The 22,219-nt window shown below is 38.9% G+C and carries 18 protein-coding genes and 2 pseudogenes; 5 read left to right on the top strand and 15 right to left on the bottom strand.

The features are described from left to right. Nucleotides 1–180 precede the first annotated feature (180 nt). The 3 genes from AC058W_RS16000 (at nt 181) to asnB (ending at nt 4,259) form a co-directional block, all read left to right on the top strand. Entirely contained in the window at nt 181–1,461 is a 1,281-nt protein-coding gene (locus tag AC058W_RS16000) for an IS4 family transposase (RefSeq protein ID WP_118248162.1), read from the top strand. 561 nt (nt 1,462–2,022) lie between these two features. Then, nucleotides 2,023–2,166: a hypothetical protein gene (locus tag AC058W_RS15995; RefSeq protein WP_173704898.1), complete on the top strand. Its 144-nt coding sequence runs from the start codon at nt 2,023–2,025 to the stop codon at nt 2,164–2,166. Between the two features lie 233 nt (nt 2,167–2,399). Further along, nucleotides 2,400–4,259, top strand: coding sequence for an asparagine synthase (glutamine-hydrolyzing) (gene asnB, locus AC058W_RS15990; RefSeq protein WP_479390306.1), 1,860 nt, complete (start codon nt 2,400–2,402; stop codon nt 4,257–4,259). A gap of 193 nt (nt 4,260–4,452) precedes the next feature. Here the strand turns inward: asnB and AC058W_RS15985 are convergent, their stop codons facing one another. Next, nucleotides 4,453–5,913, bottom strand: coding sequence for a response regulator transcription factor (locus tag AC058W_RS15985; RefSeq protein WP_479390305.1), 1,461 nt, complete (start codon nt 5,911–5,913; stop codon nt 4,453–4,455). A 721-nt stretch (nt 5,914–6,634) separates the two neighbouring features. Here AC058W_RS15985 and AC058W_RS15980 point away from each other — a divergent pair. After that, nucleotides 6,635–6,859: pseudogene (locus tag AC058W_RS15980) on the top strand (IS66 family transposase); the annotation flags it as partial. 928 nt (nt 6,860–7,787) lie between these two features. Here AC058W_RS15980 and AC058W_RS15975 read toward each other — a convergent pair. Further along, nucleotides 7,788–8,003: a hypothetical protein gene (locus AC058W_RS15975; protein WP_181977671.1), complete on the bottom strand. Its 216-nt coding sequence runs from the start codon at nt 8,001–8,003 to the stop codon at nt 7,788–7,790. A gap of 309 nt (nt 8,004–8,312) precedes the next feature. Here AC058W_RS15975 and AC058W_RS15970 point away from each other — a divergent pair, with 309 nt between their 5' ends. Next, nucleotides 8,313–8,567, top strand: coding sequence for a tyrosine-type recombinase/integrase (locus AC058W_RS15970; protein ID WP_270636787.1), 255 nt, complete (start codon nt 8,313–8,315; stop codon nt 8,565–8,567). Nucleotides 8,568–8,638: 71 nt separating this feature from the next. Here AC058W_RS15970 and AC058W_RS15965 read toward each other — a convergent pair whose 3' ends face one another. The 13 genes and pseudogenes from AC058W_RS15965 to AC058W_RS15905 form a co-directional block, all read right to left on the bottom strand. Then, a complete protein-coding gene (locus AC058W_RS15965; protein ID WP_479390304.1) occupies nt 8,639–9,577 on the bottom strand; it encodes a transposase in 939 nt (312 codons plus the stop codon). A gap of 190 nt (nt 9,578–9,767) precedes the next feature. Further along, nucleotides 9,768–10,706 carry a translation elongation factor Ts gene (gene tsf / locus AC058W_RS15960; protein ID WP_118610002.1) on the bottom strand — a complete coding sequence of 313 codons (939 nt, stop codon included), beginning with the start codon at nt 10,704–10,706 and terminating at the stop codon, nt 9,768–9,770. 99 nt (nt 10,707–10,805) lie between these two features. Continuing rightward, nucleotides 10,806–11,549, bottom strand: a complete 744-nt coding sequence (rpsB, locus tag AC058W_RS15955; protein WP_117675401.1) for a 30S ribosomal protein S2 — start codon at nt 11,547–11,549, stop codon at nt 10,806–10,808. A 197-nt stretch (nt 11,550–11,746) separates the two neighbouring features. Continuing rightward, entirely contained in the window at nt 11,747–12,514 is a 768-nt protein-coding gene (locus AC058W_RS15950) for a pseudouridine synthase (RefSeq protein ID WP_117675402.1), read from the bottom strand. A gap of 102 nt (nt 12,515–12,616) precedes the next feature. Further along, complete coding sequence (locus AC058W_RS15945) at nt 12,617–13,267, bottom strand: CPBP family intramembrane glutamic endopeptidase (protein WP_118137479.1); 651 nt, start codon at nt 13,265–13,267, stop codon at nt 12,617–12,619. 188 nt (nt 13,268–13,455) lie between these two features. Next, nucleotides 13,456–14,103, bottom strand: a complete 648-nt coding sequence (locus AC058W_RS15940) for an HAD family hydrolase (protein WP_117675406.1) — start codon at nt 14,101–14,103, stop codon at nt 13,456–13,458. A gap of 82 nt (nt 14,104–14,185) precedes the next feature. Beyond that, nucleotides 14,186–15,169 (bottom strand): hypothetical protein, encoded by a 984-nt coding sequence (locus AC058W_RS15935; protein ID WP_243099630.1) that lies wholly within the window; start codon nt 15,167–15,169, stop codon nt 14,186–14,188. Beyond that, nucleotides 15,153–16,409: a serine/threonine protein kinase gene (locus tag AC058W_RS15930; RefSeq protein ID WP_118137481.1), complete on the bottom strand. Its 1,257-nt coding sequence runs from the start codon at nt 16,407–16,409 to the stop codon at nt 15,153–15,155. Before AC058W_RS15930 ends, AC058W_RS15935 begins: the two co-directional genes overlap by 17 nt. Nucleotides 16,410–16,888: 479 nt before the next feature. Further along, the gene (argS, locus tag AC058W_RS15925; RefSeq protein ID WP_117844294.1) at nt 16,889–18,655 is read right to left on the bottom strand and encodes an arginine--tRNA ligase; all 1,767 of its coding nucleotides are present in this window, start codon (nt 18,653–18,655) and stop codon (nt 16,889–16,891) included. Nucleotides 18,656–18,785: 130 nt separating this feature from the next. Then, a pseudogene (locus tag AC058W_RS15920) lies at nt 18,786–19,659 on the bottom strand (DegV family protein). 385 nt (nt 19,660–20,044) lie between these two features. Next, complete coding sequence (locus AC058W_RS15915) at nt 20,045–20,173, bottom strand: hypothetical protein (RefSeq protein ID WP_479390303.1); 129 nt, start codon at nt 20,171–20,173, stop codon at nt 20,045–20,047. A gap of 105 nt (nt 20,174–20,278) precedes the next feature. Further along, nucleotides 20,279–21,895 carry a phosphoenolpyruvate--protein phosphotransferase gene (gene ptsP / locus AC058W_RS15910; RefSeq protein WP_117844292.1) on the bottom strand — a complete coding sequence of 539 codons (1,617 nt, stop codon included), beginning with the start codon at nt 21,893–21,895 and terminating at the stop codon, nt 20,279–20,281. Nucleotides 21,896–21,912: 17 nt separating this feature from the next. Then, nucleotides 21,913–22,170: an HPr family phosphocarrier protein gene (locus AC058W_RS15905; protein WP_117675416.1), complete on the bottom strand. Its 258-nt coding sequence runs from the start codon at nt 22,168–22,170 to the stop codon at nt 21,913–21,915. Nucleotides 22,171–22,219 lie beyond the last annotated feature (49 nt).

Raw genomic sequence — 22,219 nt, 5'->3', positions numbered from 1 at the left:
CCAATGTTGGGAACTTAGCGTCAACTTAAGGACTTTAAATCGATTTACTTGTTCTTTGAAAATCAAATAGTAAAAATATACAATTTCGAGCGTAAAATATCAGCACTATGTCTACTTGACAAATTGGTCAAAATTTGCGGCGCAGCCTCTTGAATATATACTTTTTTAGGAGATAATGCCATGAATTATTATGATTTAATTTCTTTGATTTTGACACAGCTACATGAACGGATTAATTCCGATGAATTTCTTGAACGATTTCGACGTCCAAATTCTTTTGTGCGATATCGTAAACTGACATTGAAACAGGTTGTTGCTTATCTTGTCCATTCAAAAAAACGTTCCATGGATATTGAATTGTCTGATCTTCAGCGCCAGCTTCCGGACATTGATTTTCCTGATGTTTCCAGGCAGGCTGTTTCAAAAGCCAGAAAAGGAATTCTGCCGGATCTTTTCAAAGAACTTTTGGATAAACAGGTTGAAATGGTTTATACACACCTTGACTGTCCAAAAAACTGGTTTGGATACCGTGTTTTTGCTGTTGATGGGTCTACACTGGAGATTCCCTTGTCCAATGATACCTCTGCGGAATTTGGGGCTATTACCAGCTGCAACAATCATGATGTTTTCTGGGTTGAAGGTCTGCTCTCAACTATTTATGATGTCTTTCTCGACCAGATAATTGATGGACAGATATATACGAAAGCGGCCGGCGAACGTGATCCGGCAAGAGAGCACTGGACCCGGCTGCAGGAACTGAACCTTGCCGACAATGCCCTGCTCATTTTTGACCGTGGATATTACTCAAAAGAATTATATGAGGACCTGGTTTCCAATGGATGCAACGTTTTGATGCGTTTAAGAAAAGACAATAAATTTTGCAAATTAGGTTCCGATGATTTTTCATGGACAGCTACTTCCGCAAATGGCAAACCGATCCTTTACCGGGTTGTAAAAGTTCCTCTGCCCCAAAAGTCCAAGGAAGCAAATGAGTATCTGGTAACTAATATTATAAATCCATCTATCTCTCCATCCTTGTTATATAACCTTTATTTTGAACGCTGGAATATCGAAACAAAATACAGGGAACTAAAAGACTGGTGGGAACTGGAAGAATTTACAGGGACAAGCTGTAATTCTATTGAGCAGGAATTATATATAAACCTGTTATTCTCCAATATTGCAGCGCTTGTCAAAACAGAAGCTGACAACATTGTAAGGGAAAAAGCATTTGTAAAAAACAAATGGGCATATCAGGCAAAAAGGACTTTTATCATAGGCGAAGTCAAAGCTCTTATGCCCAAGTTCCTTTTTATGTCCATGGAAATACTGCCAGTTATCATGAATTTAATCATAAAAGCATCAAAAAAGCGTTCACAGATTCACCCTGGCAGATGCTATGAACGCTCTAAAAAGAACAGAGACCGGAAACACATTCACACAAGAAAATCCGTTCTCTAAACACATACACAAGATATAGCCATTTTGAAAGGCCTATCCTGTATAGGTCTATTAAACTATACCATAAATTCTGCAATAAGGCGATATAATTTTTTACTATTTAATTTTTAAAGAACATATTTTAATACATACAGGTATAATTCATTTAAGTTGACGCTAAGTTCCCAACATTGGAGTCTGACACTATGAAGTGCAAATAAAAAGGATAAAGCAGAGCTAAAAGATCTATAAAAGAATTATAAAATCGGAAATAGAGTGGAAAGAGAGAAGAAAAAAGCCAGAGTTCCTGCTATAATACTTACATCAATGTTTGAGGCACTTTTTTCTGTTCCTTTTTTTAAATGGCACTGCTCTGGCAGTTCTTTTGGACCACATTGGGGTTCTGACCCCAATGTGGTCGAATCAAAAAACGTTTAGAAAAATTGCTTAAAAGAAACGATTTACTATTCATCTGAAAAAATACGCAGAATACCGGAACTCAGGCAGAATGCAGGTCTTACCACACCGCTTCTGGCAGGGCTTGTTCATACGAAACTGTATCTGCCTGCGACCGGGGCAGGCGTGCCATATACCAGTGGATTCAATACTGCGTCCGGTGTGGCATCAATTGTAGCAGCAGATGAAGGCGATGAAGAATCCAGAGTCCTTTACAATAACGGAGACGGAACCTGGATCGATGAGAACGGAAATCTTTATGAAGAGTAAATGAAAAGAAACGTTTTCCGTAAGCAAATAAGGGAATGGAAAACATTTCTTTTTTTATAAAATGTTATATGAGATATAAAAGCTATTTTGAAATATAATTATTTGATAAGAAAGACATTTTTATTTTACAACAAACAGACATTTTTATGATAAAATATCGATAAAAATAATTTTGGACTGTAACAAAAGTCGTTGCAGTGTCTAAACTACATCAAATGGATACGGAGGAAGAAATGTGCGGGATTTGTGGATTTACAGGTTACAGACAGGATCAGAAGACAGTAATTGAAAGGATGATGAAAGCCATTGAACATAGAGGCCCGGATAGTGAAGGCTCTTTTTGCAGGGAGAAGATTACGCTGGGCTTTCGAAGACTTAGTATTATTGATTTAGAAGATGGGCAGCAGCCTATGGAAAGTGCGGACGGAAACCTGCATATTGTTTTTAATGGGGAAATCTATGATTATAAGGAACTGCGGGCAGAACTTGAGGCTTCCGGCATTTCTTTCTGTACCCATTCTGACACGGAAGTTCTGGTAAATACCATTCAACAGTATGGTGAGAAGGCACTGGATAAGCTCAGGGGAATGTTTGGGTTTGCAGTATGGAATGAAAAAGAGCAGACTTTGATGCTTGCAAGGGATTTCTTTGGAATTAAGCCTGTGTACTATGCCGAAATAGATGGACATTTTGTATTTGCTTCTGAAATTAAGAGTATTCTTGCATTTCCAGGCTATGAAAGAAAAGTAAATCAGAAGGCCCTGGAGCAGTATTTGTCATTTCAATATGCCCCTCTGGAAGAGACCTTTTTTAAGGGAATCTATAAACTTATGCCCGGACATATGCTTTTATATAAAAACGGAAACTATGAAATAAAGACTTATTTCAAAACAAAGCTTACACCTGGCAAGTGGAACCGTAAGACGAATATGGATCAGCTGCGGAGCCAGCTTGCAGAGATTTTAAGGGATTCGGTGAAGCACCACATGTTAAGCGATGTGGAAGTCGGCGCGTTTTTATCCGGGGGAGTGGACTCCGGGTATCTGGCTTCTGCCTCCGGTGCAGATCAGGCATTCACAGTGGGATTTGATGAGGGAGACCGATATAGTGAAGTAAACAAAGCTGCCAAAGTGGCAGAAAAAGCAGGATTGAAACACCATGTGAAAATCATATCCAAGCAGGAATTCTGGGATGCCCTTCCAGATGTGATGTATCATATGGATGAACCACTTGGGGATGCCTCTGCAGTTGCACTTTATTTTCTTTCCAAAGAGGCTGCCGGACATGTTAAGGTAGTCCTTTCCGGGGAAGGCGCAGATGAACTTTTCGGTGGATACAATATTTACAGAGAACCTGAAGCATTAAAGAAAGTTGCCTGGATTCCGTTCGTGCTCAGACGCGCTGTCAAAAAACTGGCTGCAAAGCTGCCAGACGTGAAAGGACGGGATTTCCTTATCCGCGCAGGAATGAAAGTAGAAGAACGCTTCATCGGAAATGCATATATTTACTGTGAAAAAGAGAAAGCACAGATTTTGAAAAATAAAGTAACAGGACCTTCCACGCAGGAATATTTAAGTCAATTTTATGAAGAGCTTGAGTCAGAAAACAGAGGCTCACTTCAAGACATGGAAAAAATGCAGTCTGTAGATCTGAACTACTGGCTTCCTGGCGATATTTTGCAGAAAGCAGATAAAATGAGCATGGCACATTCCCTGGAAGTCAGGGTACCATTTCTGGATAAAGAAGTTTTTAACTTTGCAGCAAAGCTTCCGAAAGAAGCCAAGATTGCAGCAGGTACAACCAAATATATTTTCCGTAAAGCTGTTTCAGAATTTCTTCCACAGGAAACCAATGAACGGAAGAAACTTGGTTTTCCCATTCCAATCCGTGTGTGGCTGCGGCAGAATGACTGGTATCAGATGGTAACAGATTTATTTACCTCGAAAGAAGCAGAAGAATTTTTCCATACAGAGAAACTGCTCCAGCTCCTGAACAACCATAAAGATAAAAAAGCAGATAACAGCCGTAAAATCTGGACAGTTTTAACATTCCTTATCTGGTACGATAGATTTTTTACTACATGTTCGAAGTGAGAGAGTTGGTTATGAGACGGTAAACATGTAAATGTACGAAAAATTTATAAAGTCTACCAATCAGGTTTTTTTCGTTGTACAATGCTTTCTGTCGTACAGGGTTACTTTCCTTTGTAATGGTTTTGCCAAACTCATTATACATCAGAAAGCCCTGTACGATATTTTTTATGAAAAAACCTGTAAAGTGGTGTATTTATTTATAAGAATTTCGATAATCGGTAGGAGTCATATTTTCATATTTTTTAAATACCCTGCTAAGCTGGGTGGAACTATTGTATCCAACATGCTGTGCAATCTCATCAACCGTCATGTCTGTTTCTATCAGATATTGTTTGGTTGCTCTTATCCTTTCTGTATGCAAGCGAGTTAAATAAGATGTACCGGTTGCCTTTTTTAATAAAGCACAAATGTAACGGGGATTCAAATTTACACTATCAGCAATATCATCAAGAGAAATATCTTTTTCATAATTGTCTTTGATAAATGCATCAATTTGTTGAATTTGTGGATTACTTTCACTGCTAAAAGTATATTGCTTGAAAAGCCTGCTCTTTATATTGTTAATAAATAGCTCTATTTCGGATACGAGATTATCCTTTGAAAGAACTGGAATTGATACATTCAAATCCGCTGGGAGTGAAAAACCATTTCGCTTGAGGTAGAAGAAAATATTCTGTTGAAAAGCACGATATATATTTTCATATGTATAGGTATTAACCGTCGTGCTGCTTTGTATATCTTCAATAATGGAAGTGATCACCGAATGATCGATATGCTGCTGCGAATCAAGAAAAACAGAAATACATTTTTTATATATAAAAGCTGCCAACTGTTCTTCCTGAATATCTTCATTGAATACTTTCTCGTAAAAAAGCCTTTGAGCCGCATTCAGATATAAATTATGAAGTTTTTTTACAGAAGTAGAGTTAAGGCTGATTCCTATGTGCGCTGTTGGGTAAAGGGTTAACAAGCTCTTTTTTATTGCTTCTGATTTTGCTAAATATTTTGGGCGGTTGCATAATAACAAGATTTCTGATTTTCCCTGAAGCTGAAAAATATAAATCAGTGTATAATAAGTACTGAGTTCTTCTTTTATCTGGCTTTCATTAATTTCCTGTGAAACACCGGAAATAATAATTACAGTGATATACTGATAGGGAAAATAATCACAAAAAACATGATCTGAAAGTAACAATTCCGCTGGAGAAAGCCCATACAAGGTAAGATTTAAGATATTGAGTAATTGATTATTATGCTCCTGATCTAACCTTTTAGTCTTTCTTGAATATGATTTCTCAATTAATTCCTGAAGAGCCGATTCGCTAATTGGTTTTAGCAAAAAGTCTAAAATCCCATATTTAACAGCCTTTTGTGCATATTCAAAATCCGCATGGCTCGTAAGTATCACAATGTCTCCTGAATAGTTACACTCATTCAGTTTATCAATCATACAAAATCCGTCCATGAGTGGCATTCTAATATCAGTGATGACTAAATCAGCAGAGGCGTGTGTGAGCAAATTCATTGCAGACGGAACACCATTGGCAGATAGTACAGATATTGAAAATGGAAAAGAGAGTATTTCTTCAATTATTAGTTTAATTCCATTAAGAATCATCTGTTCATCAACAACAACAACAAGTATCTGAAACATTTTTTGATTTAAACCTCCTGTTTAATCGAAATTGTAACAATAGTCTGTTTATCTGTAACGGTCAAATAAATTTTTGTTTGACCTGCGTAATAATAAGACAACCTCTCCTTGATGTTAGAAAGAGCAATCCCATGACCATTTCCCTGAAAATCTTCTGAGGATATGTCTCCGGAAAGATACTTATTTACCACTTCGAGTCTGTCAGAAGAAATTAAGGTTCCGGTGTTTGAAACCCTAAAAACTGTCAAATCATCTTTTATGAATCCGCAAAGGCTTATCTCGAAAGTATGTCGGGGTCTGACCCTATGAAGTACAACTAAAAAGGATAAAGCAGGGATAAAAGATCTATAAAAGAATTATAAAATCGGGTATAGAGTGGCAAGTGGGAAGAAAAAATAGAAATTGATTTAGTAGGCGATAGGAGAATTCAGCTATGGTTATATTCTCCTTCGCCTTATAAAAAGTAAATATATAATACGATAAGATTAGAATAAATATAAAATGGTTCTATTGCAATCTGGCAGTTGACTCTGTTGTAAGTGCGTAAGTGCCTTAAAACATGGCGTAGTGACGGATGTCAGAGTCTGATCCTATGAAGTACCATATGGATGAGACCAGGATCCAGTGCAATAAGGAAGAAGGCAAACTTCCAGGCAGCGAATCCTTTATGTGGGTCATGCGCAGTGCAGCAAGCGAAGAGATCTAGGCAGCATTTTTCTTTTATTCCCGCAGCCGGAGCGGTGAGAATGCCCGGAAACTACTTAAGAGTTTTGATGGATACCTAATCACGGATGCCTACTCCGGTTATGATACTGTGCCAGACATCAAAAGATCCCTGTGCTGGTCCCATGTACGGAGATACTTTATAGAAAGCATTCCGCTGGATACAAAGGGAACACTTCTAGGGTCTGACCCTATGAAGTACAGGCTTATTGACTACATATAGTAATAGTATGGATGGGGTGGCTGAAGTATCGTTATGCTTTGATTATAAAGAAATAAAGCATATTATTATTCCAACATTGGATGAATACAGACAACTGGTTGAAAATATAGATTTGTGGGAATTGCACGATGAGAAATATGACATTTTATCGAAAATAATAGTTTGGGAACGATCAAGAGGTGATTTTTAATGTTTGCAAGTTTTAATGATGTATTTAAGGGTAAATCTTTACGCGAAAAAAAAGTACCGGATGTAACACTTAAATATTTGAGTAATAACCTTCCTAAGGGGGTTAAGTATGTTTCGGATGAACATGGAAATTTAACGATTACATCGTCGGATGGATTCTGCGGTAACATTAGGAGGTTTTAATGTTACTGTTACAGATGAGATGCGGTCTGTATTGGGGAAACAGTGTTCTGCTGCACAAATTGCAAAATATGCCTATAATACACAGAAAAAAATTGAAATGAATTTAAAAGAAGATGGAATGATAATTGTAAATGGAGAACGATAAATGTAGGGGTCTGACCCTATGAAGTACAACTAAAAAGAATAAAGCAGAGTTAAAAGATCTATAAAAGAATTATAAAATCGGAAATAGAGTGGAAAGAGAGAAGAAAAAAGTCAGAGAAAATTATCTGGAAATTATAGTGCTAGTTTATTGACAAAAGAGATAAGAGGTCATATGATAGTAGTATATAAGTTGAAGGATTTTTAGACGAGCACTAAAAAAGCAGTAAAAATAGTAATTTACAGAAAATTCAGTTAATTACTTGTAAAAATAGCTCTCGGAAGCCAGTAAAATCACAATGTCATTAACTTTAGCAAAAGCAGAAATCGTAATTATTATAAATTATGATTCCTGCTTTTTTACTTTTGATATGGGCATACTTATCCCTTGTTTCTACTATTCATATCTTTTTAGCTAATACGCTCTTTTATGAGTATTTGAATATTTTCCTGCTAACTGGCCTTTCGTTCTTTTGTAATGACGGTCAGGACGAATCGGAACAAGATTCTTACTGATATCTTCATATATCTGTTGAAACAAGATACTTTTCTTTTTCTCATTCGTCTCAAGAAGAATATAGATCAGATCATTTTTTAAGATTCCAATACTAACTGTCTGATTGATCATCATTTTATGCTTTTTCTCTGTCTCTTTCTGATCCAGTTCACGTTCTGCGTCTAATATGATATCTTCAGCTAAATTACTCAGATATATGGTACTGTATATATCCTGTAATAACAGAATCGCTTTTGTCCCTGTGAAATTTTCTAATTGTAGCCGACTTTTTAAGGTTTCGTATGCAGTTTCTATTCCCCATATGCCGATATTTTAGAAATGCCGACTTTTGACTTTCTGAAATATTAGATTTATAGGACTTTATAAATATATCGGCATTTCTTACTATAGAGATGTAACCAGTTATCACTGTAGCTAGTCCATCTGCATTCACATCTTTTCAGAAGAACGAGGGCAATGCACCTGTATCAGGCAGGATTGCCACTTCCTACTATATCTGAATGGCTTGGTCATTCGAACATAGAAATGTCTCGTTTCTATGTAAAGGTTACTGAAGCAATGAAGAAGGAAGCACCACATAAGCTTAGCGATAGTGATAGTTCCGTCTTTAAGGATTATGTGGTGTTCAAGTATGCCAATGACGAAGATATTATCAAACGGCTTTGTGGATTGAAATAAATGCCGATAGTTTATTACCGTGCCTGACATCGGGTCAGGCATGGGATCTTATAGAAAATTTATCGGCATTTCTAAAATATCGGCATAATCGACCATCTCATATGATATAATTCTTTAATTTCGTTTGTAGAGAATTCAATTTCTGAGAGATTCGTGGCTAACACTTCTAAGCTTTCATTTTCTAATGGGATTTTTATCATACGTAATGAAATTTCTCCCAGTTCTTTCATACGTTCTCCATCTATCGTCCCTTCATAATGTCTGATTCTTGACTTATCAAGTTTTATTTTAACCAATTGATCATTTTCCGACAGACTGCTTTGTTCTTTTTTATAATCACTGCTTTTTAAACGTACGATAAATTTAATACCTTTATCCATCATATGTATAAACGCAGGTGTAGAAGGATATCCTCGGTCCATGATAATGATAAATGGAATATTTCCTATTGTTTCCGGTATTCGCTCTAATTGCTTTTCTGCCAGGCGCATCTCATCAAATTTTACTTTGTTACAATCACTTTCTAGTATCATGCGATTCATTACATCATAGATACAGCCTAATCCTATTTGAGCCTGGGGTTTTGTATTTTTTCGGCTTGCAGAACCATACAGTTCCAGCGTTTCAGCAGTGGTAGGAATATTAATGTCTGAGCCGTCTGCTGCTAATATTAAATGACCTTTATAAGTTGAAAAAGAAGAATCCGCATAGAAGTTGCGGTTATGATATTTATACAGCTCTAAAAAAGCATCTGGATTAAGTTTCATACGCTGTTTCAGATATCCTGGTTTGGAAATGAAAGTTCCTGGATGAGCAATTTTCATATAATTTCTCAGTTCCAATGCCAATGTCAGCCCCTTTCTGTTTATCATTGTGAAAGGAAGATCCTGAAGAGGCATTTTTCTGGTTCTGGTAAAATGATTTTGGTTACCAGACCGACAAAATGCCCTAAATTCATTAGAATTCATTTTTTCTATATCCATGAATGTACGTTTTTGAGAATGTTTCATGAGCATCACATCCTTTTCTGCGGCAGGTTCATGGTTTCTCTTTACAATATAAGCATATCAAAAAAAAGCAGAAGATATCTAATCCTTTTGGAATAAATATCTTCTGCTTTAAGTTAATGACATTGAGTGTTTATAAGACTCTCAGGGCCTATAAATACTTAAATTTAAATAGAAAATTAATCTTTACAGATTATTTACCCATCTGTTTTGCAACTTCTTCTGCGAAGTTCTCTTCTTTCTTTTCGATACCATCACCTGTCTCGTAACGTACGAAACCTTTGATTGCAATCTTAGCGCCGTTTTCTTTAGCAACCTGCTCTACGTATTTAGCTACAGACTGTTTTCCATCTTCAGCTTTAACGTATGTCTGGTCAAGAAGGCAGATTTCTTTAAGCTCTTTTTTGATACGTCCTGTGATCATTCCTTCGATAACCTTAGCCGGTTTCTGGGATTCTTTCGGATCGTTCTGGATCTGAGCCATAAGGATTTCTTTCTCATGCTCAATGTATTCTGCGCTTACTTCGCTGTCGCTTGTGTACTGTGGTTTCAGAGCTGCAATCTGCATTGCAACGTTCTTAGCCATTTCTTTAACAGCGTCATTAACTACGTCTGTTTCAACATCTACAAGAACACCGATCTTACCGCCCATATGTGTGTAAGAAGAAACGAAACCGTTCTCTTCTGTAACCTGAGCAAATCTTCTGATGTTCATGTTCTCGCCGATAACTGCGATCTGAGCTGCAAGAGCTTCTTTAACAGTCTTAGTTGTGTCAAGTGCCCATGCTTCTGCAAGGAAAGCGTCGATATCTGCTGCTGTTGTGTTCATAGCCTGAGCTGCAACATCTGCTACGTAGTTCTGGAATTTCTCATTCTTAGCTACGAAGTCTGTCTCAGCGTTAACTTCTACAACAACTGCTTTCTTTCCGTCTTCAGAAACTAAAGTTTTGCAAAGACCTTCTGCTGCTACACGGCTTGCTTTCTTCTGTGCTGTAGCAAGACCTTTCTCGCGAAGGAATTCTACTGCTTTATCCATATCACCTTCTGTAGCTGTAAGAGCTTTCTTACAATCCATCATTCCGGCGCCGGTCATTTCTCTTAATTCTTTTACCTGTGCTGCTGTGATAGCCATTTCATTTTCCTCCTGAATAATATTCGTAAATCGCCCGGAGGGGCTTTTCCTTTTCAATGACAGGAAAGCCTGTCAGCTTTCCTGTACTGGTTCAAAAAATTATTCTTCTGTAGCTGCGAACTCTTCAGATTCAGCTTCGATTTCACCGTCTACATCTGTAGTACCCTGTTTTGCTTCGATAACAGCGTCTGCCATTTTGGAAACGATTAATTTTACTGCACGGATAGCGTCATCGTTACCTGGGATTACATAATCCAGTTCTTCTGGATCGCAGTTAGTATCACAGATACCGATAAGCGGGATTCCTAATGTATGAGCTTCCTGTACGCAGATTCTTTCTTTCTTAGGATCTACGATGAAGATTGCATCCGGAAGTCTCTTCATTTCTTTGATACCACCTAAGTTTTTCTGTAACTTAACGAGTTCTTTTTTCAGTTCGATAACTTCTTTTTTAGGAAGAACGTCAAATGTTCCATCAGCTTCCATAGCTTCGATCTGTTTCAGTCTTGCAATACGGCTCTGGATAGTTTTGAAGTTTGTAAGCATACCACCTAACCATCTCTCGTTTACATAGAACTGTCCGCAACGCTCTGCTTCTGTTTTGATAGCATCCTGAGCCTGTTTCTTTGTTCCTACGAATAAGATGCTTCCGCCGTCTGCTACGATATCAGCGATTGCATTGTAAGCATCGTCAACCATACCTACAGACTGCTGTAAGTCGATGATGTAGATACCGTTTCTCTCTGTGTAGATGTATGGAGCCATTTTAGGGTTCCATCTTCTTGTCTGATGTCCGAAATGTACGCCTGCTTCTAAAAGCTGTTTCATTGAAATAACGCTCATGTTTGTTCTCCTTTTTGGTTAATTTCTTCCGCCCGGTTCTTTTTCCTGGGGACCCAGCCTCACACCGCAGGGCACCATCCGCGGGAATCTCCGAACGTGTATATTTTGCACACGCAATAGATGCGCATGACTCGCAACTTCTGTAGTATAGCATACAAAAACCCTCCATGTAAAGAGGGTTTTTTGCAAATTTTCTATTATTTTGCCGCAACACTGTCTTTTAGTTTTTTCTCTTCTTCGACCGTTAACTGGCGGCATTCGCCTATGTCCAAGTCATCCGGCAGGCTCAAAACACCCATGGAAATTCTTTTCAGATAAGTAACTTTTTTTCCCACTGCCTCAGTCATTCGTTTAACCTGATGGAACTTACCCTCTTTGATAGTAAGCTGGATTTCTGAAACCCAGCCGGACGGATATTGTTCCAATTCTGTATCTTCAGCTTTTCTTGTGCTGAGGATTTCAAGTTTTGCGGGCATAGTTGGATTTTTTTCTCCAATTTCAAGTCCCTGTGCAAATTGCTGTACATCCTCATCTGTCATGCATCCGTCTGTGACAGCATAATAAGTTTTGTCCACGTGTTTCTTCGGAGAAAGAAGTTCATGTGCCAGTGCTCCGTCATCTGTGATCAGAAGCAGACCTTCTGTGTCTTTATCCAGTCTTCCTACCGGGAACAGACCTTTTCTGTCTGACGGAACCAGCTCCATTACTGTTCTGTCACACTTGTCTTCTGTTGCACTGACATAACCTGCGGGTTTATGCAGAAGATAGTAAACAAACTCCGGCGCTTTGGAGACTACCGTTCCATCCAGAATTACTTCGTCTGTTTCACTGACCTTTAGTTCTGGCTTCTTTGCTGTTATACCGTTGACCTGAACTTTTCCCTTTTGAATATATTTTTTTACCTCACTTCTTGTGCCGCTTCCTGCATCTGCAAGGAATTTGTCGAGACGTATCGCTTTCCCCATTCTTTTCTCCTGTCAATCCACATACTATTATTGTTCTATTTTCACTCTGTCGGCTGTAAAATCTATTTTTAAAGTGAAATCTCTCTTACGTCCGGTTAATACTCATATCATTCTCTTCTTTTCCCGTGTGCTGCTCATTTTCTCAAAATGAATAAAGCAATATACTACGCTAAATAGCAGAATCAGATAAATCAGTATCAAAATCTGCATGCCATACTTTGTCGAAAACAGATCCAGTGCATATTCTGTAATCAGCAGCGACCAGATGTTAGCTCCCATATGAAGCAGCATACTACTGTAGATATTCCCGCTCATTTCCAGAATATATGCAAATGCAGTTCCCAGAATACTTGCATAAATTCCCTGCACAATGTTTCCATGATAAATGCCAAATATCAGTCCCGATATCACTGCTGCCACAGGCATTTTAAGCCAGTCACGCAAACGCAGATAGATCAGCCACCTGAAAATCATTTCCTCTGCTGCCGGTGCAACAATTCCCATCCAGAAAATCATCATAAGAAGGGATTTTCCCTCTGTAATCCTGGTCATGCTATCCTGATAAGTTGTGCTGCTGATAAATGACTGCAACATTGCCATAAGAAAGTTTCCATACTGCGCCAGTCCTGCTCCTGCCAGAAGCAAAAGAAGTATCTGTGGCAAAGAAAGCCTGACTTTTTTCTGTACAGGTATCAATCCGCCCGCAATTCTTCTTACCTTATCTCTGTGATAAAAAATCAATGCAGATATCATCGCCAGGATTCCTGTCAGTCCTGTAAGGAAAATTGTATAATTATAATAGGTTTCCGCGGCATTCGCAGATATCCTTGCAAAAACAGCCAGCGCAGTTCCTGCAACGATCTGCGAAATCAGAAAATGAATTCCTACGGGATATCCTGCCCTCCAGATTTTAGAAACAATACTTTGTTTTCGCAGAGGGCTCAGGCGAAAAAATTTACAATTTCTTCCGCAGAATCAACGATTTTCAGAGGTTCTGCATTGGTAAGTTCTTCTTTTGTTCCATATCCGAAAGAAACAGCGATACATTCCAGTCCTGCCTTGCGCGCTCCATATACGTCATGTTCTTTATCACCGATCATGATTACCTGTTCTCTGTGTTTGTCCATATTAAGGCGGCAAAGAACATCCTCAATGACTTCTGTTTTATTAGTTCTGCGACCATCCATCTCACTTCCGCCAATTTCTGTGAAATACTGGGTAAGCCCGAAATGATCCAGAATCTGTCTTACATATAGTTCCGGCTTAGAAGAGGCAACTGCAAGAATATATCCCTTTTTCTTTAACTGTGCCAGCATATCTTCGATTCCAGGATATACGGCATTCTCGAAGATTCCTGTTACGGAGTAGCGTTCCCTGTAAATTTCTACTGCTTTCTTTGCAGTCTCCTCATCAACCTGCGCATATTTCATAAACATCTCCGTAAGCGGTGGCCCTACAAAAACTTTCAACTTCTCAAGATCAGCTTCCGGTTTTCCGATTCTCTCCAGCGCATACTGGACAGATTTGGTAATACCCTCTCCGGATTCTGTCAATGTTCCATCTAAATCAAACAAAATAACTTTGTACATGTTTTCCTCCTGTTTCAGTAAATATCGATATAATATGGTAGATTATATCATTGTTTTTCTGACACGTCTATGAGGAAAAAATTCAGGAATTCATTTTTATCAGTCTCCCTCCCTGAGAAATAACAAGTAATTCTATTTTGTTTATCTTAGCATCTTTCTTTATATCCAGGATGATTTTATCCTCTTCCCAATACCAGGGACACTCCATTCCATTAAATCGAACGGAAAGAATCTGAACAGAACCCTGAGATACTATCTTGATTTGCGGAGTATGGGAATTGTCTGGGGTTTGTATACATTGAAATTCTACAGGTTCATTTTTTGTATGTGCATATTTACCTGTATACACCTGAACATCTTCATTTTTAGAATTTTTAAAGTCACCTGCGTTCTTGCTTTCCTTCTTTGTGCTATTTTGTGTTCTCTTATTTTTCTTTACTGATTTAGGTGTCGGTATACGGGTTGGTTTTGGCGTTTTTGTTGGCTTCTGGTGTTTGGCAGGCTTGGGCGTCGGTATCGGTGTTGATGTTGACGTTGGCGAGATTTCTTCTGGTCTTTTAACAGTAAGTCCGTTATCTGTCTGAGATATGTTTTGTGTATTGTTATCTATTTGATATTGACTATTCCACTGTGAATTATCGCCTTGGATACTATTGTTACCTTGAAAATTATTATTCTGCTGAGAGTTGTTATCCCATTGAGTATTGCCATTCCCTCCAATATTATTCTGCTGCGGGTTGTTGTCCCATGGCTGTGTACTGTCCTGCATATTATCCTGTGTTCCGTTTCCTGTACCATTATTATACTGATATTCATTATCCTGTACATGGCTATTCTGAGTTGTATTTTCTGTTGTGCTGCTATCCGTCTGCCAGCTGTTTTCCCACGTATTCTCCCAGCTGCTCTGATTCCACCACTGTTCTTCCTGCCATTGCCAGCTACTGTTTTCTCCATTTCCCACATCAATGTCAAATCCTCCCATCTGCATGGCAGAGATTGTTGCAGTCAGACACAAACACAAAAATACTGATGCTATCATTAAAAAATATTTATGATTTTTCTTCAATTCTGATCATCTCCGTTTTCCATAATTCCAGATTTCTGCTGTCTGTATTATCCAATATTGCTTCTTTTGACTCATATTCTCTCCATAGTGTCTGACTGGCTTTCTGTTGTCCGGTGCGCAGCAGAAACATTCCGTATTCACCGTATCCGGCTCTATAAGCCTCATCATAATGAAGCATCTGTTCATAATATAGCCTGACATCTTCATAACTCTCCTGATATTCACTGTTTGTCGCAAGAAGCTGTAATATTTTTCGGGTTTCTTCTTTCTTAGTATATTTTCCCTGTAATTTTCTTAACCTTCTGTCTGCCTGTTCACATATTTTCTTTTTGACCTTGCTGCTGCCATTTTGAAAATCTTCCTGATAATACAGATCAGTAATTGCCGTCAGTTTTTCATAAAAATCATCTGATTTTGAACCAGACACCAACCTCGAGCCAAATAAAAGAAATATCATGATCATGGCAAATGCAATACTGCTTCCTGACAAGGCCAGAATATTTTTTATCTTGCTCTGACTTTGTCTCTTTTGAATTCTGCTTAATTTCTTCTGTACAGTCTCCATATTCTGAAAACGCATTTCCGGCTTTTTCTGACAACATCGAAAAATAAGACAGAACAGTGACATATTTTGTATAAACAGCAAAAAATCAGATTTTTGACACAGGGCAGATAGTGTTTTTCCAAATGTATAGATATCCGTTGCCGCATTGATCCTGCCTTCATACTGTTCCGGCGCTGCAAATCCATTTGTGCCTGTACATACTTTATGCTGATATTTATAGCCATTCACCGCGCCACCCAGATCGATCAGATACAATCTGCCGTTTTCACCAAGCATCAGATTATCAGGTTTCAGATCACCATAGTATACCGGTGGTTTTTGGTTATGAAAATATACAAATATTTCTGTAATCTCTATTCCATATTTGATAATCTCTTTTATGGAAAATCGTTCCCCGCTTCGTATATATTCACCCAGAGATTTTCCTTTTACATATTCCATAACAAGATAACATTTCTGATCATCTTCTATATAATCTACCATCTTTGGAAGAGATGGATGAGACAACTTCAAAAGCATTCTGGCTTCATTTCTGCCGGAAACAGGGATTTCTTTTACCGCCCACAATACTCCCAGTTCCAGGTCTCTGGCAAGATAGACTTTCCCACCACCGCCTTTTCCAAGAGGCTCCAGAATACAATAACGCCCTTTTAATACAGTTCCAGATAAATTCACCGGCGCACCTCCTTATTCAGTTATCAAACAGATAAAATCATCCACTTTCGTTGCATGATTCTACAGTCAATCGGATATTCGCAATTGAAGCAGGGAACTTACTTGATTCGGTTAAATTTAAAAATTGGAAAAATACGATGAAAGAACTTCACCGCTAACAGATAAATATAGAATAGCACATCTCGTTCTTTTTGAAAAGCCCTGTTTTTATATTCAGAACATTAATATAAACAGAGGTTACTGTTCACTCCGTTCACAGCAACACGCTTCGCGATGCACAGAATTTATGCTAATCGCATAAATTCGCGCGGTATGTCTCGGGTTTTCTGTGACCTTCGCTCACACAAAACACCTCGCGGGATATTACCAGTGAACAGTAACAAACAGAGGACAGTACAATATTTGTATACTGTCCTCTAATGTTTCGGTTTTTAAAGCAGATTCGAATATCTGCTTAATTTTAATCGACTGATATCTCTTTACATTCTGTCCGGTGCAGAGAATCCAAGAAGATCGATGCATGTTTCCAGAACTTTCTTTGTGAGTTTCAGCAGCTGAATGAAAGAAGCTTTCTGTGCTTCGTTTTCTTCACTGAGAATCTTTGTCTCGTGGTAGAAGCTGTTAAATGCATTGGATACTTCGTAAATATATGCACAGATCTTATGTGGTGCTTTTTCTTCGAAAGCATTCTCTACAATTGCGCCGAATCCTGTCAGCTGAAGCATCAGATTCTTCTGGCTGTCGTTTACAGGGTCAAGGATTGCACCTGCATCAAGGTCACCGCCTTCTTCTGTAAAACGGTTCAGGATAGATTTGATACGAACGATCGTATAAAGAATATACGGACCTGTATTTCCTTCAAATGAAGTAAATCTGTCAATATCAAAAATGTAATCCTTGGTAGCCTGGTTGGAAAGATCACCATATTTAATCGCAGAAAGTCCTACGATCTCAGCAGTCTCTCTTGCATCTTTATCCTTTACGCTGCGGTTTTCAACGATCTTGGTAAACATCTCTTCATTGATGTCTTTGATAAGAGTTTCCAGACGCATAACGCCGCCCTCTCTTGTCTTAAACGGTTTGCCGTCTTTGCCATTCATTGTTCCAAATCCAAGGAAAGAAAGCTTTGTATCATCATTTACAAGACCTGTCTTTCTTGCGCAACGGAATACCTGAATGAAATGAAGTTCCTGACGTTTATCAACTACATATAAAATCTCATCCGGGTTGAACAGTTTCATACGCTCAACGATCGTTGCAAGGTCTGTAGTTGTATAAAGAGAAGCACCGTCTGATTTTAAAAGCATACATGGCGGAATCTCTTTTGTATCGTTTTCTTCTTTTACATCTACTACAAGAGCACCCTGATCTACATAGGCAAATCCTTTTTCTTTCATCTCTTCAACCATTCCAGGAATATATGGCTGGGCATCAGATTCTTTTTTCCAGAGGTCGAAAGAAACATTTAACTTGTCATAGTTGCGTTTCAGGTCTGTAACAGATACATTCATGATATGATTCCAGAGAGCCATATATCCCGGTTTGCCCTGCTGAAGAAGATGAGTTGCCTCCAGTGCCTCATTTCTGTATGCCTCGTCCTCTTTGGACTTGCCACTTGCGCAAGGATAAATCTCTTCCAGCTCGCTGATTGTAAATGGTGCTTCTTCCGGATATTCTCCTGTATAAGAATCATCAAAGTAGACAAGCTCTGGTTTTCTGTGTCTCAGTTCTGTGATGATAAGTCCCATCTGCAGACCCCAGTCTCCAAGATGTACATCACCGATCACTTTATGACCTACAAAACGGCCGATTCTTTTAATACTTTCTCCGATGATTGCAGAGCGGAGATGACCTACATGGAGAGGTTTTGCAACGTTTGGTCCGCCGTAATCAATGATAATTGTCTTTGGCTCTTTTGCTGCAGATACGGAAAGTTTCTCATCTGCTGCCATTTCTTTTAAATAGTCTGCAAGAAATTCACCTTTTACTTTCAGGTTGATGAATCCTGGTTTTACAACTTCTGCCATAGAGAAAACCTGGCTGTCTTTTAAATAAGCTACTACATCATCTGCAATCATAAATGGCGCTTTTTTATATGCTTTTGCACCCGCCATGGCACCATTGCACTGAAATTCGCAAAGGTCCGGTCTGTTGGATACGGTTACCTTTCCGTAGGACGGATCGTATCCTGCTTTTTCAAATGCTGCGGAAAGTTCTTCCGCCATCTGTTCCATCAGTTTCTTCATTCTCTAACTCCTCAAATTGTTTTACTTTGTAACTATTCAGCAGTCTGCTATTCTGCAAAAGTGCCAAACAGTTCCTATATTTTTATAATCAGACAGACAAAAGTCCCTGCCTGTATCCGGCATATTCTGATTAATCCACTACCACTTTTCTTGAACATGCAACAGCGATAGCACCATGTCCGATATGGCATGCAACACTTAATGATAACGGATTCTGTACAATCTCAATTCCAGGGAAAGCTTCTGCAATCTCTTTCTTAAATTCCAGAGCTTCTTCTTCGTTTCCTGTATAAGCAGACTGCAGACACATCTCGCCACGTTTCACATATTCAGCGAAGCGGTTCTCCCAGTCATTCTGCATAGCCTTAAGCATGACACGCTTTGCCTGCTTCTTGCCTCTTGTCTTGGAATATGCATCCAATTTCTCTCCCTGAATCTGGAGTACAGGTTTTAAGTTCAGAACTGTTCCGATTGCTGCTGCCGCCGGAGTAATTCTTCCACCTTTTTTAAGATACTTCAATGTTTCCAGAGTAATATAGATACTGGAATCAAATTTCTGCTCTTCAAGAACCTGTTTGATCTGTGCTGCATTTCTGCCTGCATCTCTTAAGGTAAGTGCATCCAATACAGACTGTCTCTGTGTAACAGAAATTCTCTGATTGTCTACCACTCTGCACTCTCCCATCATATTCCTGAGCAAGTCCCATAGCTGTATCACAGGATGCACTCAGACCGCTTGACATAGGAATATGCACTACTTCATCATACTCTTCAAGAAGTGTATTCCAAAGCCCGCACACATCTGCCGGTCCCGGCTGGGAAGTGGAAATAGTCTCATCATTCTTAAGTCGCTCATAAAAATCTTCCTGTGAAAGAGTGATTCCTTCAAGATAAAGCTTCTCATTAATATAAAAAGGCATCGGAATCACGCTGACACCAAGTTCTCTTGCCTGATCCTGTGTTATGCCGCTGTTACTGTCTGTGACAATGGCAATTTTTCCCATATTCATATCTCCTTTATTATAATTTCATGATATCAGAGGCAAAAGACCTGAAAGTCATTCTTACTTGCCCGATAAGACCTTTTCGACTCTGATATCATTTCATCGTAATCATTCAGTCTTTAGTGTAGCATATTTTTCTTTGTATCTCAATCCAGAATATAAATTTTTCCATTTCTATCTTAAAATCCAGTGGTTACTGTTCACTCCGTTCACAGCAACACGCTTCGCGATGCACAGAATTTATGCTAATCGCATAAATTCGCGCGGTATGTCTCGGGTTTTCTGTGACCTTCGCTCACAAAAAACACCTCGCGGGATATTACCAGTGAACAGTAACATCCAGTGTACTGGTCACTTAATATCTGACAAAACTCCATAGAATATTTTATATCGTCAAGGAGTTCACCCAAAAGAATCCATCAGGAATACCTGTAAATTCACACTGTTCCTGCTCTAACAGCTGATTTAACTTCTCAAAGTTATCTCTCATAAATCCCTTACCATTTTCCCACATAAAGATACTCCCTTCCAGAAAACAGGCTTTTTCACAATCCCGTTTTCTGTGAAGAGAGTATCTTTTTCTCTTATAGCCACACAGATCTTCTCAATCGGATTAAACTTATTCCATTTCTCTTACAATCTTACGAACCGGAAGAACAAATGTCGGAGATACGGACAGTTCATCAATGCCCATCTGTACGAAACGCTCTGTCATACTTGTATCTGCTCCAAGCTCACCGCAGATACCTGCCCAGATACCTTCTTTATGTGCATTGTCGATTACCATCTGGATCATACGGATTACTGCTTCATGATGAGAGTCATAAATATTATCCAGTTTTGCATTCTGACGGTCAATTGCCAGTGTATACTGAGTCAGATCATTTGTACCAATACTAAAGAAGTCAACTTCTTTTGCAAGAAGATCACTAATCATAACGGCTGCCGGTGTCTCAATCATCACACCCTGCTCTACGTCATCCTTAAACGGTACACCCTGCTCTGTCAACTCTTTCTTTACTTCTGCAACAATAGCTTTGATCTGTTTTACTTCTGTCACAGAGATAATCATCGGGTACATAATGGAAATGTTTCCATACATACTTGCTCTGAAGAGCGCACGAAGCTGTGTTTTAAACACTTCCGGTCTGTCGAGACAGATACGAATCGCACGATAGCCCATTGCCGGGTTCTCTTCATGTGCCATATCAAAATAATCAATCTGCTTATCTGCACCGATATCCAAAGTACGGATGATTACTTTCTTGCCGGCCATGTTCTGTGCTACTGCTTTATAAATCTGGAACTGTTCTTCCTCTGTCGGATAGTTTTCCTTCTCCAGATAAATAAATTCACTTCTGAAAAGACCAATACCTTCTGCATCATTAGCCAGAACACTTGCAACATCTCCTGTGCTTCCGATGTTCGCATAAAGATGAATCTTATGTCCGCTCTTTGTCTCGGTTGTTTTACCTTTTAATTCTTTGAGCATTGCTCTCTGATGCAGTTCTTCATCTTTCTGATCCTGATATTTCTTAAGTGTATCTGCATCCGGCTCTACAATAAGAGAACCCGACTTACCATCCACGATTGCCATCTTTCCATCCATGCTGTCATCATATTCAATGTTGATCAGTGCCGGAATATTCATTGTTCTTGCAAGAATCGCTGTATGGGAATTAGAAGAACCTTTTCTTGTAACAAATGCAAGTACTCTGCTCTTATCCATCTGTACTGTCTCACTTGGAGCCAGATCCTCTGCCACGATAATAGATGGTTCTGCTGCATCCATATCCCCATCGTCATGTCCGGATAATACACGTACCAGACGATCTGAGATATCTTTTACGTCAGCAGCTCTTGCCTTCATATAGTCATCATCCATCTGTGCAAACATATCTGCAAAGTTATCACCTGTTGTTGCCACTGCATACTCTGCATTTACATTCTCTGTGCGGATAATATTGTCAATAGAATCAAGATAGTCCTCATCGTCCAGCATCATCTGATGTACTTCAAAAATAGCTGCACCTGACTCTCCAACTTCCTGAAGTGCCTTATCATACAGTTTCTGAAGCTGGGCAACTGCTTTCTCCTTTGCTTCCTGCACGCGGGCGATCTCAGCTTCCGGATCTTCTACCCTTGTACGCTTCACGCTTGTATCTGCCTTCTGCAAAATAGAAATCTTTCCAATTGCGATTCCGGAAAATACGGACTTACCTTCTAATACTCTCATTACTCCAACTCTCCTTATTACAGATTATCTTCCAAAAAGTTCCTCATCACTTCGGCATCTGCCACTTCATTGTCGCCTTCCACCTGCACCATAATCTGGTCGCCTTGCTTTGCCGCAAGATTCATAACACAGAACATGTGCTTCGCATCACCACTCTTTGTGCCTTTAAAAATGGTAATGTCGCTTGTGAGCTTGCCAGCTTCCTGCACAAGAAGCAGACCAGGCCTTGCATGTATTCCAAGTTTATCTTTGATAACATACGTAAATGATACCATCCACAAACCTCCTCCTGTATACATACTTCTTTTTGAGATAACCCATTAT

The sequence above is a fragment of the Blautia sp. CGZ-1-C1 genome (assembly GCF_056504575.1).
Note: the sequence above shows the minus strand (reverse complement) of the source record. Positions and strands in the feature narration are given on the sequence as shown.